Origin of the sequence: Paraburkholderia sp., from assembly GCF_035948235.1 — a bacterium.
Lineage (GTDB): Bacteria > Pseudomonadota > Gammaproteobacteria > Burkholderiales > Burkholderiaceae > Paraburkholderia.
Genome location: NZ_DASZJJ010000344.1, coordinates 18,002 through 33,005, shown reverse-complemented (window position 1 = coordinate 33,005; position 15,004 = coordinate 18,002). Strand labels below are relative to the sequence as shown.

Genomic DNA, 15,004 nt, shown 5'->3' with positions numbered 1-15,004 from the left:
TCCGGCGCTTTCAATAAAATGCGTGTCCAGGCACGCAAAATCACGCTGTTGCAAACACACGCTTACCTGCAAAAAACGGGGATGTAGACGCCGCGCGACACGTCGCATCCGCCATTATTTTCTGTTTTCGTTACTTCGCATTACCCCGAAATCCACCGATGCGCCGTGCTTAAAGGCATGGGCGCGGTTGGCACGCCTTATGCCGGGTTAGCCCTGAATTGCACAACAATTATTTGTCGTGCGAGGATGCAATCACGGTGTCCGTTTCGCCATTAAGAGTTTGTTGAAAAACAATTTCGCGGCGACTTCAAAACGGGTGCTGGCGGCGAGTCTGATCGATGACAGAAAGGCGCCGCATAGGTGTTCCGATCGGTTTTACTTCCCTGCAACGGGTCATATCCCACGCCGGCCTCAGGTCCTGGCGCGCAAGTGTCCTGTTGTGCCCGCGAGGGGCGGGAAGTGTTGCTCGGTAGTCAGATTCACAGCAGGATTTTCGCAGGCGGGTGTAGCGCATGGCGTTCAGGAAGCTTCTTACCGGATGGGCGGTGGCCGGCACAGCATGTTTGCTGTCGGTGGCGCACGCAGCTTCTCTTTCCGATCCGGCGGCCTTGTCGGGCGCGCATGGCAGCGCCAGCAGCGGCGCGCAATCCTCCCTCGCATCGAACGCAAACAGCGCAAACGGCGCAGCCGGCCCGCTCGGCAGCGCGCACGTACCGCGCATCGCGCTCGACGATGCCTATCTGCCCGTCGTGCATGCGGGCATGAACGCCCAGATCATCCAGATTCCCGTGCCGGGCGAGTCCGACGTGACGCTCGAAACCACGGTCTACCGCCCGGACGGCCCCGGCCCGTTCCCGATGGTGGTGTTCAACCACGGCAAGATTCCCGGCGACCCGCGCATGCAGCCGCGCAGCGACCCGATGTCGTTCGCGCGCGAATTCGTGCGCCGCGGCTATGTCGTCGTCGCGCCGAATCGTCGTGGCTTCGCGGGCTCGGGCGGCAGCTACGAGCAGGACGGCTGCGATGTGGCGAGCAACGGCATGGGCCAGGCCGCCGACGTCGCCACGACGGTCGATTACATGGCGAAGCAGCCCTATGTGGACGCGAACCATATTGCCGTAGCGGGCACCTCGCATGGCGGTCTCGCGACCATGGCTTATGGCACCGAAGCTGCGCACGGCGTGCGCGCGCTCATCAACTTTTCGGGTGGCCTGCGCCAGGATGCCTGCACGGGCTGGCAGGACAATCTGACCCAGGCATTCGGCTCGTACGGCGGCAAGGCGCGCGTGGCCTCGCTCTGGCTCTACGGCGACAACGATTCGGTGTGGACGCCCGATCTCGTCACGAAGATGTTCACGGCTTTCCGCACCGCGCAGGCGCAAGACCCGCAGGCGGGCTCGGGCGCGAAGCTGGTCGATTTCGGCGCTTACAAGAACGACGCGCACCGCCTCGTGGGAGACCGCGACGGCGTGCAGGTCTGGTGGCCGACGGTCGAAGCCTTCCTCGCGAACCAGGGCATGCCCACGTCGGTGCAGTACCGCGTGGAGACGCCGTCCGCGCCGCGCGCCAGCGGCTACGCGTCGATCGAATCGGTGGGCGCGGTGCCGTTCCTCGATCAGGCGGGCCGCGACGGCTATCGCAATTTCCTCAAGCAGTACCCGAGCCGCGCGTTCGCGGTGTCCGATTCGGGCGCGTGGTCGTGGGCCGAAGGCGGCGACAATCCGATGGATGTCGCCATCGCGAACTGCCAGAAGCACAGCTCGGACCCGTGTCGGCTCTATGCGGTGAACGCCAGCGTGGTGTGGGCGAACGAAAACGCCGCCACCGCGCAGAACGATCATGCCGACGACGGTCACGCCGTGGCTGACAACGGCAACGCCGTGCCCACAACCGCCGATTCGTCGCATTCGCTGGCGAGCCGCTAAAGCGACGCCGCCGCACGCGCTCCCGCGCGTTGCGTGATTCCGTAGCCACGAAGGCGCCCTTGCGGCGCCTTTTTTATCGGCTGGTTCTGCGGCCTCGCATCGCGATGCCACCCCAAATAATTCACCCGTTCGCGCGGCAAACGCGGCCTGCGACGGCCGCGCGCGCATATTTTTTTGCACAAGCGCGCGTCACTTTGACGTCGTCATCTACGGTCATTTCGAGCCTTTGCAAACGAATGGCTCCCAGCTGTCACGAACCCCGGCAAACCTCGCCGCGACGGGCTTCGAAAGCCCATTTTGGGGGTAGTGCATTGCGCGATCGAACGCGCTAAATTCGGCTGCGCTGTCGTATCGGGAGCCGTAAGTGGACTCGCAAAACAAGAATTCGCAACTCAAACCTGGCAACGATGCCTGGATCGCGCGCAGCCTGCGCGCGGTCTGGCACCCTTGCACCCAGATGAAACACCACGAGCGCCTGCCGCTCGTCGCCGTCGCACGCGGTGAGGGTCCGTGGCTCTATGACCACGAGGACCGGCGCTATCTCGACGCCATCAGTTCGTGGTGGGTGAATCTGTTCGGCCACGCCAATCCGGCCATCAACGCCGCGCTCAAGGCGCAGCTCGATACGCTCGAGCACGTGATGCTCGCGGGCTGCACGCACGAGCCCGCGGTTGAGTTGGCCGAGCACCTCGCGGCCCTCACGGACAATGTGCTCGGTCACGCGTTCTTTGCTTCGGATGGCGCGTCGGCAGTCGAGATCGCGCTGAAGATGAGCTTCCACGCGTGGCGCAATCAGGGCGCGAGCGACAAGCGCGAATTCGTGTGCCTCGCCAACAGCTATCACGGCGAGACCATCGGCGCGCTCGGCGTAACCGATGTGAAGCTGTTCCGCGACGCCTACGATCCGCTGCTCACGCACGCGCACGTGGTTGCTTCGCCCGATGCGCGCACGGCGCGCGAAGGCGAAAGCGCCGCCGATGTGGCGCGCCGCGCGCTCGCCGATGTGGAAAGGCTCTTTGCCGAACGCGAAGGCCGTATCGCCGCGCTGATCGTCGAGCCGCTGGTGCAGTGCGCCGCCGGCATGGCGATGCACGACCCGTCGTACCTGCGCGGCCTGCGCGCGCTGTGCGACCAGTACCGCGTGCATCTGATCGCCGATGAAATCGCGGTGGGCTGCGGGCGCACCGGCACCTTCTTCGCCTGCGAGCAGGCCGGCATCTGGCCCGATCTGCTCACGCTTTCGAAGGGCATCAGCGGCGGTTATCTGCCACTGTCGATCGTGCTCTCGCGCGACGAAATCTACGCGGCGTTCTACGACGACGACACCACGCGCGGCTTCCTGCATTCGCATTCGTACACGGGCAATCCGCTCGCGTGCCGCGCGGCGCTGGCGACGCTCGACCTGTTCGCGCGCGACGGCGTGCTGGAGTCGAACGCGCGCAAGTCCGTACAACTGCGCGAAGCGTTCGCGCCGCTCGAATTGCATCCGCTCGTGCGCAATATGCGCCAGTGCGGCACGATCCTCGCGTTCGACGTGGCGCTCGCCGATGCCGAACGCGCGCGCACGTTCTCGCGCCGTTTCTTCGAAAACGCCTTGCAGCGCGAATTGCTGCTGCGTCCGATCGGCACGACGGTCTACGTGATGCCGCCATATATTCTGGATACCGAAACACAGGCGCTGCTCGCGACACGTACACGCGAGACATTCGACGCCACCGTCGCGGAGGACCTCTGATGCATCTGCTGGACACGCTCGAACAGAGCCTGCGCGAACTCGATACGCACGGCTTGCGCCGCCGCCGCCGCACCATCGACACGCCGTGCGACGCGCACATGACGGTCGACGGCCGCGAGACGATTGGTTTCGCGAGCAACGATTATCTGGGCCTCGCCGCCCATCCGCAGCTTGTCGCGGCGCTGGCCGAAGGCGCGCAGCGCTACGGCGCGGGCAGCGGCGGCTCGCACCTGCTGGGCGGTCACTCGCGTGCGCACGCGCAGCTCGAAGACGATCTCGCGGCTTTCGCGGGCGGCTTTGTCGATGCGCCGCGCGCGCTGTATTTCAGCACCGGCTATATGGCGAACCTCGCGGTGCTCACGGCGCTGGCTGGCCGCGGCACGACGATCTTCTCCGATTCGCTCAATCACGCCTCGCTGATCGACGGCGCGCGCCTGTCGCGTGCCGAGATCCAGATCTATCCGCATGCGGATATGGAGGCGCTTGGCGCGATGCTCGACGCTTCGGACGCCGGCGCGAAGCTGATCGTGAGCGATACGGTGTTCAGCATGGACGGCGATGTCGCGCCGCTCGCGCGTCTCGTCGAACTGGCGGAGCAGCACGGCGCGTGGCTCGTCGTTGACGATGCGCACGGTCTGGGCGTGCTCGGCCCGCAAGGGCGCGGCGCGATTGCCGAAGCTGCGCTGCGCTCGCCGTATCTCGTGATGGTGGGCACGCTCGGCAAGGCGGCGGGTGTGTCGGGCGCGTTCGTCTGCGCGCACGCCACCGTGATCGAATGGCTCGTGCAGCGCGCGCGTCCGTATATCTTCACGACGGCGTCGTCGCCGGCCGTGGCGCACGCCGTTAGCGCGAGCCTGCGCATCATCGCGGGCGAAGAGGGCGATGCACGCCGCGCACATCTGGGCCATCTGATCGCGCGCACGCGCGGGATTCTCAAGGAGACCTGCTGGATGCCGGTCGATTCGGCGAGCGCCGTGCAGGCGCTGGTGATCGGCTCGAACGACGCCACGCTGGCGCTGCAGGCCACGCTCGAAAGCGACGGCCTGTGGGTGCCCGCGATCCGCCCGCCGACCGTGCCGGTGGGCACGTCGCGCCTGCGCATTTCGCTGTCGGCGGCTCACTCGGATGCCGATCTCGACCGTCTGAACGATTCACTGCAACGCGCGAGCCGCGCGGCCATGGAGGGCGCATGAGCCTCGCTAAAGTTTCTTTCTTCGTCACCGGCACCGATACGGAAATCGGCAAGACCTTCGTGAGCGCGGCGCTGCTGCGCGGCCTCACGCACGCGGGTCTGCGTGCGACGGCGCTCAAGCCCATCGCCGCGGGCGCCTACGAAGTTGACGGCGTCTGGCACAACGAAGACGCCGATCAGCTCGACGCCGCCGCGAGCGTCCTGTTGCCGCCCGAGATGCGCACGCCCTTCCTGCTCAAGGAACCGGCCGCGCCGCACATCGCTGCCGCGCTCGAAGGCGTGACGCTCGACATGACCCGCATCGTCGATTGCCATCGCGCCGCCTGCGAGCGCGCCGATGCGGTCGTGGTGGAAGGCGTCGGCGGTTTTCGCGTGCCGCTCACGCCGACTGAAGACACCGCCGATCTGGCCGTCGCGCTTGGCCTGCCGGTCGTGCTGGTGGTCGGCATGCGGCTGGGCTGCATCAGCCACGCACTGCTCGCCGCCGAGGCCGTCGCCGCGCGCGGGCTGAAGATCGCGGGCTGGGTCGCCAACCGAATCGACCCGAACATGACTTTCCCGCAGGAAAACATCGACACGTTGCGCACGCTTTTAGCCGCGCAATTCGACGCGCCGCTGCTGGGCGTCGTGCCGCACATGCGCGGCGCGAGCGCCGACGACGCGGCTGCACACCTGAACATCGACACCTTGCTTGCGCGCCTGGCTATGCTTGCCGCGCGCTAAGACAGAACCCAGCAGAACAACACAGTCACACGTCACGAAGGACTTCGACACCATGACGCAAACCCACATCGACCTCACCTCGCTGAAGGCCACCGCGCCGAGCGCCCACGCCGCCGCCGAAGCCGAAGCGCGCTGGAAAGTCGCCGACGTCGCCGCGCTCTACGAGCTGCCGTTCAACGACCTGATGTTCCGCGCCCAACAGGTGCATCGCGAGCACTTCGACGCCAACGCCGTGCAGCTTTCGACGCTGCTGTCGATCAAGACCGGCGGCTGCGAAGAAGACTGCGCGTACTGCCCGCAGTCGTCGCACTACGAAACCGAACTCGAAGCCGGCAAGCTGATGGCTGTGGACGCCGTGCTGGACGCCGCACGCGCGGCCAAGTCCAACGGCGCGACGCGTTTCTGCATGGGCGCGGCGTGGCGTAACCCGAAGGATCGCCACCTCGAGCCGATCAAGGACATGATCCGTGGCGTGAAGGCGATGGGTCTGGAAACCTGCGTGACGCTCGGCATGCTCGAAGATCACCAGGCGAAGGAACTCGCCGACGCGGGCCTCGACTACTACAACCACAACCTCGATACCTCGCCCGAGTACTACGGCAAGATCATCACGACGCGCACCTACGAGGACCGTCTGGAGACGCTCGAACGCGTGCGCGACGCGGGCATCAACGTGTGCTGCGGCGGCATCGTCGGCATGGGCGAGTCGCGCCGCGAGCGCGCGGGCCTGATCGCCCAGCTCGCCAACATGGAGCCGTACCCGGAATCGGTGCCTATCAACAATCTCGTGCAGGTCACGGGCACGCCGCTCGAAGGCACCGAGCCGATCGATCCGTTCGAATTCGTGCGCACGATCGCGGTCGCGCGCATCACCATGCCGAAGGCGATGGTGCGCCTGTCGGCGGGCCGCGAACAGATGGACGACGCGCTGCAGGCGCTGTGCTTCATGGCCGGCGCAAACTCGATTTTCTACGGCGATCAACTGCTGACGACCAGCAACCCGCAAGCCGAAGCCGACCGCAAGCTGCTCACGCGTCTGGGCATCTCGGCGCAGGCCGCACAGCATCTTCCTGCTGATGACCATGGCCACGCCCACGGCCACGATCATTCGCACGGCGGCTGCGGCCACTGCGAATAAGCCGCTTTTGCAGGGCTAAAAACAAAAACGCCACGCTGATGCAAACAGCGTGGCGTTTTTTATTGCGGATCTGGATGCTTTACGCGTAAGCCGCGCGACGGCGTCCCGCGAGCACCAGATAGCACAGCGCGCCAATCACGAGCGAAGGCAGCGTCGCGCCCAGATTCGGCAGCCATTGGTTGAGCGCCTGATACGCGCCAAAGCCGATACCCCACGCGACAAACGCCGTCACATGCCAGCCGCCCGTGTAGCCATAGGCGCCGTTCAGATCGGCCAGCGCCTGCGCGTCGATCCGGCGGCGGCGCACGATGAAGTGATCCGCCAGCACCACGCCAAACAGCGGCGCAAACACCGAGCCGATGAAGAGCAGGAAGTTTTCGTACTTCGCCATCGGCACGATCAGGCCGATCAGCGTGCAGATCGCGCCAAACGCCGCCGACAGGAACGGCACGCCCGCGCGCGTCCAGACCGTGCCGGTCGACACGGCCGCCGAGTGGATATCGGCGAAGGCATTGTCGATTTCGTCGATCAGCACCAGCAGCAGCGCAAGGCCGCCGCCCGCCTGGGCCAGTGCCGTGGTGAGCAGCGCGTCGCCGCCGCCTGCCGCGAGGCCATAGATCGCGCCGAGCGCGTAGAACCACAGATTCGCGATGCCATAGCCGAACAGCGTGCCGCGGAAGGTTTCGCCCGCCTTGCGGCCGAAACGCGTGTAGTCGGCGATCAGCGGCAGCCACGACAGCGGCATTGCCACCACCAGATCGATCGCGCTGCCGAACGGCATGTCGCCGGTGCCGGGGCGCTTCATCAGCGCGCCGATGTCGTGCTGCGCCAGCAGGCTCCACGTGAGCCACGCCGCGCCCGCGAGCAGCAGCCAGATGCCCCACGTGCGCAGGAAGCGGCGCACGAACGAGAGCGGACCGCTCACGGCCAGCAATGTCGCCAGAATGCCGAAGATCACGGTCCAGACGAGCGGCATCGACAGGCCGAACGCCTGTTTGGCCAGCGCATCGGCGGAATCGCGCATCACGATGATCTCGAACGAGCCCCAGCCGACCAGTTGCACCATGTTGATGACGGCCGGCACCGACGCGCCGCGAATGCCGAGCGTCGGGCGCAGCGAGGACATGGCCGCGAGGCCCGTATCGGTGCCGATCACGCCCGCGAGCGCGAGCAGCACCACGCCGATCACGCTGCCGATGCCGATGGCCAGCAGCGCATGCGGCAGCGACAGGCCAGGCACGAGCAGGGCGCCTGCCTGCGCGACCAGCAGGCCAATGCCGAGGGAGAACCAGAGCGCGAAGGCGTCGCCGGTGCGGAACTGGCGGCGCGCGTCGGGCACCGGCACATTGGGCGCGTAAGTCGAGCCGGATTGCGATCCGGCTTGCGAATTTTCAGTCATGGGAAAAGCTGTCCTCTGTGTCGTCTGTATTGAATTCGTATGGTGTGCGTAGGGATCACGCAAAGTTCGTGCGGACGGCGCGCCTCGCGCGGCGACGCGGACTGTCATAATGCACGACTGATTCCCGCGCGGCGGCCCATTTTCAGGGGCGCGAACACAGGGCGTTCGTGGCGCTGCCCGAACCCGCCCGCCGGAAAAGCCGACATTATCGCGAAAACGCCATGTTTGAAGAAACCCGTGCCAACGTTCCGCTCGCCGAGCGGCTGCGCCCGCGCACCATCGACGAAGTCATCGGCCAGAAGCATCTGCTTGGGCCCAACAAGCCGCTGCGCGTTGCTTTCGAGTCGGGCGAAGCGCATTCGATGATTCTCTGGGGGCCGCCGGGCGTGGGCAAGACCACGCTCGCGCGCCTCATGGCCGACGCGTTTCACGCTGAATTCATCGCGCTCTCGGCGGTGCTCTCGGGCGTGAAGGATATCCGCGAAGCCGTCGAGCAGGCGCAGATGCATCGTGCGCACGGCCACCAGACGCTGGTGTTCGTCGACGAGGTGCATCGCTTCAACAAGAGCCAGCAGGACGCCTTCCTGCCGCACGTCGAGTCGGGCCTGTTCGTGTTTATCGGCGCGACCACGGAAAATCCGTCGTTCGAGGTGAACAGCGCCTTGCTCTCGCGCGCGGCCGTCTACGTGCTGCGCAGCCTCGACGAGGACGAGCAGGGCGAACTGCTCGCGCGCGCGGCGCAGGAACTGGGCGGCCTGACCTTCACCGACGAAGCGAAGCAGGCGCTGATCGGTTCCGCCGATGGCGACGGCCGCAAGCTCCTCAACAATCTGGAGATCGTCGCGCGCGCGGCGGCCCAGCAGAAGAAGAGCGAAATCGACGGCGAGCTGCTCGGCAGCGCGCTCGCGGAGAACTTGCGTCGCTTCGACAAGGGCGGCGACGCCTTTTACGACCAGATCAGCGCGCTGCATAAATCGGTGCGCGGCAGCAATCCGGACGGCGCGCTCTATTGGTTCTGCCGCATGCTCGACGGCGGCGCGGACCCGCGCTATCTCGCCCGCCGCATCGTGCGCATGGCGTGGGAGGATATCGGTCTGGCCGACCCGCGCGCCGCGCGCATCACGCTAGACGCCTCGGAAACCTACGAGCGGCTCGGTTCGCCCGAAGGCGAACTGGCGCTTGCGCAGGCGGTGATCTATCTGGCTGTCGCGCCCAAGTCGAACGCCGGCTACAACGCCTACAACGAAGCGCGCCGCTTCGTGAGCAAGGACCAGTCGCGCGCGGTGCCCATCCACCTGCGCAACGCGCCGACCAAACTCATGAAGGAACTGGGCTACGGCCACGAGTACCGCTACGCGCACGACGAGCCGGACGCCTACGCAGCCGGCGAAACCTACATCCCCGATGGCATGCGCGAGCCCAACTGGTATCGGCCCACGCCGCGCGGGCTCGAAGGCAAGATCGGCGAGAAGCTCGCGCGCCTGGCCGATCTCGACGCGCAATGGCGCGAAGAACATCGCGACGAAATCCGCGAACGCAAACGCAAGGGTCAAAGCTAAGGCCCACGCGCACGGACTCAGCGCGCCGGTGCGCTAAAATCGACTCCTCACACAACGAAACTGCGTCTCACAATCCCATGCTCGACATCCAGCTGCTGCGTAAAGACCTCGACGGCGTTGCCAAACGCCTCGCCGACCGCGGCTACACCCTCGACGTCGCGGCTTTCTCCGCGCTCGAAGCGGAACGCCGTGACATCCAGACCCGCACCGAAGAACTCCAGGCGCGCCGCAACAGCCTGTCGAAGCAGATCGGCGCGATGAAGGGCCGCGGCGAGGACACCTCGGCGGTCATGGCCGAAGTGGGCGGCATCGGCGACGAAATGAAGGCGTCGGCCGCCAAGCTCGACGAGATCCAGGCGAAGCTCTCGGATCTGCTGCTCGGCGTGCCGAACCTGCCGCACGAAAGCGTGCCGGTGGGCCGTGACGAAAACGGCAACGTGGAAGTGCGCCGCTGGGGCACGCCGCGCGCGTTCGACTTCGAGGTGAAGGATCACGTCGATGTCGGCACGCCGCTGGGTCTGGACTTCGAGACGGGCGCCAAGCTCTCGGGCGCGCGCTTCACGATGCTGCGTGGCCAGATCGCGCGCCTGCACCGCGCGCTCGCGCAGTTCATGATCGACACGCACACGCTCAATCACGGCTACACGGAAACCTACACGCCGTACATCGTGAACCCGGAAATCCTCTACGGCACGGGCCAGTTGCCCAAGTTCGCCGAGGACATGTTCCGCGTGGAGAAGGGCGGCGCAGAGAACACGGTCACGCAGTACCTCATTTCGACTTCGGAAATCTCGCTGACGAACACGGTGCGCGAGAGCATCCTCGAAGCCAACGCGCTGCCGGTCAAGCTCACCGCGCATTCGCCGTGCTTCCGCTCGGAAGCGGGCTCGTATGGCCGCGACACGCGCGGCATGATCCGTCAGCACCAGTTCGACAAGGTCGAAATGGTTCAGGTGACCACGCCGGAAACGTCGTACAACGCGCTGGAAGAGATGGTCGTGCACGCCGAGACCATTCTGCAGAAGCTCGGCCTGCCGTATCGCGTGATGTCGCTGTGCACGGGTGACATGGGTTTCTCGGCCAGCAAGACCTATGACCTCGAAGTCTGGCTGCCGGCACAGAACACCTATCGCGAAATCTCCAGCTGCTCGAACACCGAAGCGTTCCAGGCCCGCCGCATGCAGGCGCGTTATCGCAACGCGCAGGGCAAGCCGGAACTCGTGCATACGCTCAACGGCTCGGGCCTGGCCGTGGGCCGCACGCTGGTGGCGGTGCTGGAGAACTATCAGGAAGCCGACGGCTCGATCACCGTGCCCGAAGCACTGCGTCCGTATATGAACGGCGTGGCGCGTCTGGCAGTGGGCGGCTGAGGTTTCTGAGGATGATGGAACATGGGTCTGCAAAGCCCTCGAAAAATTTTTCGAAAAAGGGCTTGCAAGATCCAAATTATGTTCTATAATCTTCGCTTCTCTGGTCGCCGACCAAGACCTGAGAAGCAGTAAATAGCAGTACCCCGGAGAGGTGGCAGAGTGGTCGAATGTACCTGACTCGAAATCAGGCGTACGGTAACCCCGTACCGTGGGTTCGAATCCCACCCTCTCCGCCAAATTTAGAAAACCCCTGCATGCTTAACCGCTGCAGGGGTTTTTGCTTTTCTACGCCGCTTTTCTACGCCGCTTTTCAGTTGGCGCTACCCGATACCGTCGACACCACCGGCGCATGCCCACGCTGCTCAAGCGAGCGCAAGAACGTGCCCGAGATCGCCGACGCGCCGTGATGCACGATCTTCTCGTCGATCAGCGCCCATACCGGCATGCCAGCCGCCCGCGCGCGCTGGCAGAACGACAGGTCCTCCGAGAGATACACGCCTTTGTCGCCGACCGTGTCGAAGAACGCGTGAAAGCGCCCGTCGGGCAGATACGCCGCGTATTGCGAAGGCGGGCGATAGAGCTGCGTGAGCGGCGCCATCGCCTGCATGGCGTCGCGGCGCACGAGGAAGATGCCCGTGCCGATGTGATTCACCTCGACCCAGCCGTCACTAACGCTGCCGTTGCCGTTCGCATCGGTGCGGATCGCCGTGTTGTAGTCCACGGTCTTTTCCTGCCACTCGCGCAGCGTGAGGCCCGCATCCGCGCTGGTGATCTTCTTTTCCACGTCGAAGAAGCGGTAGGGGCACGCGATGCCCGCCACCGGCTTGTTGCCAGCCAGCAGGCGCGGAATCGCCTCGCGCGAGAAGTCCATGTCCGTGTCGAGGAACAACACGTGCGTGAACTGCGGATGGCTCAGGAAATAATTCGCAAAGAAGTTGCGCGCGCGGATGATGTGCGACGACGCCGTGTGGATGTACTCGAAGCCGATACCGCGCTCCTTGAACGTCTCCATCAGGCGCGCTAGCGCCATGGCGAAGTCGAAGTGCACTGAATTGTCGTAAGTGGGCAGCGCGATGAGGATATTGAGGGGCGCTTGCGTGGGTGCGTCGATGCTCGCGTTGGCGCTGGAAGAATGGGGCGTTTGGGTCATGATCTGGCGTTCTGCTCACGTCGTTGTAAGATATTTCCCATTCTTGACGGCGGCTTGCGCCAGGACAATCGGACGTATCTGAATATTGCCGATCCGGCCTGCGCGGCCTGCCCGGTACAATGGCGCCTCCGAGCGGCGCTCCCATGAATTCGCGGCGAGGCGCATCATGCGCCGTCGCGCCCACTTTGGTTCTCAGATGGCTATCACTTACAAATCCGCTGGCGACATCGAGCGTCTGCGCATTTCCGGCCGGCTTGCCGCCGACGTGCTCGCCATGATCGGCGAACACGTCAAGCCCGGCGTCTCCACCGACGATCTCGACGCAATCTGCAACGACTTCATCGTCAATACGCTCAAGGCCGTGCCGGCTAACGTCGGCTATCTCGGCTTCCCGAAGACGATCTGCACGTCCGTCAATTCCGTGGTCTGCCACGGCATTCCGAGCCGCAACGAGGTGCTCAAGGACGGCGACATCATCAACATCGACGTGGCCGTGATCAAGGACGGCTATTTCGGGGACACGAGCCGCATGTACACGGTCGGCACGCCCAGTTCGGTGGGGCGCCAGTTGATCGACACGACCTATGAGGCGATGCTCGCGGGCATCCGCCAGGTGAAGCCGGGCGCCACGCTCGGCGATGTGGGTCACGCGATCCAGAAGCGCGCCCAGGCCGATGGCTTTTCGATCGTGCGCGAGTACTGCGGCCACGGCATCGGCAAGGTGTATCACGAGGAGCCGCAGGTGCTGCACTACGGCCAGCCGGGGCAGGGTGTGCGTCTGAAGCCGGGCATGGTCTTCACGATCGAGCCGATGGTCAACGCGGGACGCGCGGGCACGGCGGTGCAACGCGACGGCTGGACCGTGGTGACGAAGGACCGCTCGCTCTCCGCGCAGTGGGAACACATGGTCGCCGTCACCGACGACGGCTATGAACTGCTCACGCCCTGGCCGGATGGCACGGGTGCGTATGAAGCCCCGTGAGGGCAGCCCGGGCAGTGAGCGCCGCGATACAGCGGCCTGTGAAGGGTGTCGGCCAGTCTGTCAAGCCTTGTGCGCGCGGCGTTCAAGGAACTTTTTTGTCAAATAAGGATTTGACTCTCTGGCCAGTTCGGTTAAAGCTACGCGTTAGTGCTTTATTGGGGTTTACGACTGCATGAGTCCGTCACTGACCGTTCGCCGTATCGTTGCCGATCAGGGTGCCGTGCTCCGCGAGCTTCGAACTGCTTCGCTGCGCGATGCGCCTTATGCGTTCGGCGACTCGCTCGAAGACGCCTTGTCCGCCGATGCGGCCGTCTTTGACGCCGCGGCCGCCCGTCATGCCGATTCGCATACCGCCACGTCGTTCATCCTCTACACGGAAGGCCATCCGGCCGGCCTGATCGGCGCGAACTTCGAAAGCGCGCCGGCGCGCCGGGCGTTCGTGTTCGCGTTGTGGGTGGCGCCGGCGGTGCGGCATCTGCGTGGCGGCGAGCTGCTCGTCAACGCGGCCATCGACTGGCTCGCGAGCGAAGGCGCCAACCAGATCTATGCGTGGGTCACCGACAGCAACACCACCGCGATGCGTTTCTACGAGCGTCTGGGTTTTGTTGCCACGGGCGACCACGCGCGCAGCACGCAGACGCCCGAGCAATGGGAAACGCTGCTGATGCGTGAGCTTGCCGGCGCCGCGCCGCTTGCTTCCGCGCAGTAAGCGCGGTCCATTTTTGCGGTTGTTGCGCGGTTTTTTCCGCCACATGTCGTGCACGCAGTGCGTCATGTGGCGGCTTCCCGGATGTCTTCCACGGCGGATTCAACGCCAATCTTTCGTCTTTCCCTTCGCTGCCGCATTTTGAGCCGTTAAAAATAATGGCCGTGCGCGTCGACGCCTGTAAAATACGCAAAATTTTTCGCCGATCGCCATGTCGCCCAAGAAATCGCCATATTTTGAACTGAAGAGCGGTTCAGTCGATACGCTGCTGTTCGTGGTCAAAACGACTGAACTCGATGCGATGCGCGCCGAACTCACGCGGCGCTTCGAGGCGACGCCGGAATTCTTCGCCAACGACACAGTGGCCATCGACCTGCGCCGTCTCGCCGACGGCGAGCAGGTCGCGCTGGGCGACATCGCGCGCCTGCTCGAAAGCGTGCGCATGCGCCCCGTGGGCGTGGTGGCCCTTCCCGCGCAGCATGGTTGGGCCGCCGATGCGGGCCTGCCGTTCCTCGAAGCGCGCGACAAGCGCGTGGCGGGTGGCGCTGCAGCCAGCGCGAAGGCCGAAGCCGAAGACCACGCCGCCGACGCTAGCAAAGCCAACGCGCCGGCCACCGCGCAGCCCGAACTCTTCCCCCTCGATTCCACGCAAGACGCGAACACTGGCGGCGACGCCGATGTTGATATCGACTCACGTGGCACGGCGCCGCGCGAGGCGACGCTCGTGGTCGACCGTCCGCTGCGCTCGGGTCAGCGCGTCTATGCGAAGGGCGATCTGGTGGTGCTCGGCATGGTGTCCAATGGCGCGGAAGTGATCGCCGAAGGCAACATCCATATTTACGCGCCGTTGCGTGGCCGCGCGCTCGCGGGCGTGCATGGCAACCACGACGCACGTATTTTCTGCACGAGTCTCGAAGCGGAACTGATTTCGATTGCGGGCATCTACCGTACCACTGAAGTTCCACTGGCCGAGGACGTGCGCGGCAAGCCGGCGCAGATCCGGCTCGACGATGAAGAAAAGCTGTTGATCGAACCGTTGAGGCTCACCTGAGCCGCCGCTTGCGCGTGGCGAAACGCTGCGCGTGCGAGCGGTGCGCGATGAGACCAAACTGGGAAACTGACGAA

Annotated in this window: 12 protein-coding genes and 1 tRNA gene; 11 read left to right on the top strand and 2 right to left on the bottom strand. The window is 65.0% G+C overall.

Going from position 1 to position 15,004, the window contains the following annotated elements; genetic code table 11:
- Positions 1-512: 512 nt before the first annotated feature.
- From VG320_RS30565 to bioB, 5 genes are all read left to right on the top strand, one after another.
- On the top strand, positions 513-1,925 hold the full coding sequence (locus VG320_RS30565) for a dienelactone hydrolase family protein (protein ID WP_327203804.1): 1,413 nt from the start codon (positions 513-515) through the stop codon (positions 1,923-1,925).
- 364 nt (positions 1,926-2,289) lie between these two features.
- Complete coding sequence (gene bioA, locus VG320_RS30560) at positions 2,290-3,660, top strand: adenosylmethionine--8-amino-7-oxononanoate transaminase (protein WP_327203803.1); 1,371 nt, start codon at positions 2,290-2,292, stop codon at positions 3,658-3,660.
- The gene (gene bioF / locus VG320_RS30555; RefSeq protein WP_327203802.1) at positions 3,660-4,853 is read left to right on the top strand and encodes an 8-amino-7-oxononanoate synthase; all 1,194 of its coding nucleotides are present in this window, start codon (positions 3,660-3,662) and stop codon (positions 4,851-4,853) included. Before bioA ends, bioF begins: the two co-directional genes overlap by 1 nt.
- Positions 4,850-5,575, top strand: a complete 726-nt coding sequence (bioD, locus tag VG320_RS30550; protein WP_327203801.1) for a dethiobiotin synthase — start codon at positions 4,850-4,852, stop codon at positions 5,573-5,575. Before bioF ends, bioD begins: the two co-directional genes overlap by 4 nt.
- Before the next feature lie 52 nt (positions 5,576-5,627).
- Positions 5,628-6,713 (top strand): biotin synthase BioB, encoded by a 1,086-nt coding sequence (gene bioB / locus VG320_RS30545; protein WP_327203800.1) that lies wholly within the window; start codon positions 5,628-5,630, stop codon positions 6,711-6,713.
- 79 nt (positions 6,714-6,792) lie between these two features.
- On the opposite strand, the gene cytX is transcribed toward bioB, so the two are convergent.
- The gene (cytX, locus tag VG320_RS30540; protein WP_327203799.1) at positions 6,793-8,112 is read right to left on the bottom strand and encodes a putative hydroxymethylpyrimidine transporter CytX; all 1,320 of its coding nucleotides are present in this window, start codon (positions 8,110-8,112) and stop codon (positions 6,793-6,795) included.
- A gap of 221 nt (positions 8,113-8,333) precedes the next feature.
- Here cytX and VG320_RS30535 point away from each other — a divergent pair, with 221 nt between their 5' ends.
- The 3 genes from VG320_RS30535 to VG320_RS30525 all read left to right on the top strand — a co-directional run bounded on the left by VG320_RS30535 (position 8,334) and on the right by VG320_RS30525 (position 11,277).
- The gene (locus VG320_RS30535) at positions 8,334-9,671 is read left to right on the top strand and encodes a replication-associated recombination protein A (protein WP_327203798.1); all 1,338 of its coding nucleotides are present in this window, start codon (positions 8,334-8,336) and stop codon (positions 9,669-9,671) included.
- A 77-nt stretch (positions 9,672-9,748) separates the two neighbouring features.
- The gene (serS, locus tag VG320_RS30530; RefSeq protein WP_327203797.1) at positions 9,749-11,041 is read left to right on the top strand and encodes a serine--tRNA ligase; all 1,293 of its coding nucleotides are present in this window, start codon (positions 9,749-9,751) and stop codon (positions 11,039-11,041) included.
- A 145-nt stretch (positions 11,042-11,186) separates the two neighbouring features.
- Positions 11,187-11,277 (top strand) — tRNA-Ser (locus VG320_RS30525).
- A gap of 74 nt (positions 11,278-11,351) precedes the next feature.
- Here VG320_RS30525 and VG320_RS30520 read toward each other — a convergent pair.
- A complete protein-coding gene (locus tag VG320_RS30520) occupies positions 11,352-12,191 on the bottom strand; it encodes a hypothetical protein (protein ID WP_327203796.1) in 840 nt (279 codons plus the stop codon).
- Positions 12,192-12,387: 196 nt separating this feature from the next.
- On the opposite strand from VG320_RS30520, the gene map reads away from it, so the two are divergent.
- The 3 genes from map (at position 12,388) to minC (ending at position 14,930) form a co-directional block, all read left to right on the top strand.
- Positions 12,388-13,173, top strand: coding sequence for a type I methionyl aminopeptidase (gene map, locus VG320_RS30515; RefSeq protein WP_167066582.1), 786 nt, complete (start codon positions 12,388-12,390; stop codon positions 13,171-13,173).
- A 172-nt stretch (positions 13,174-13,345) separates the two neighbouring features.
- Positions 13,346-13,882, top strand: coding sequence for a GNAT family N-acetyltransferase (locus VG320_RS30510; protein WP_327203795.1), 537 nt, complete (start codon positions 13,346-13,348; stop codon positions 13,880-13,882).
- Positions 13,883-14,090: 208 nt separating this feature from the next.
- Entirely contained in the window at positions 14,091-14,930 is an 840-nt protein-coding gene (minC, locus tag VG320_RS30505; protein WP_327203794.1) for a septum site-determining protein MinC, read from the top strand.
- Positions 14,931-15,004: the final 74 nt, after the last annotated feature.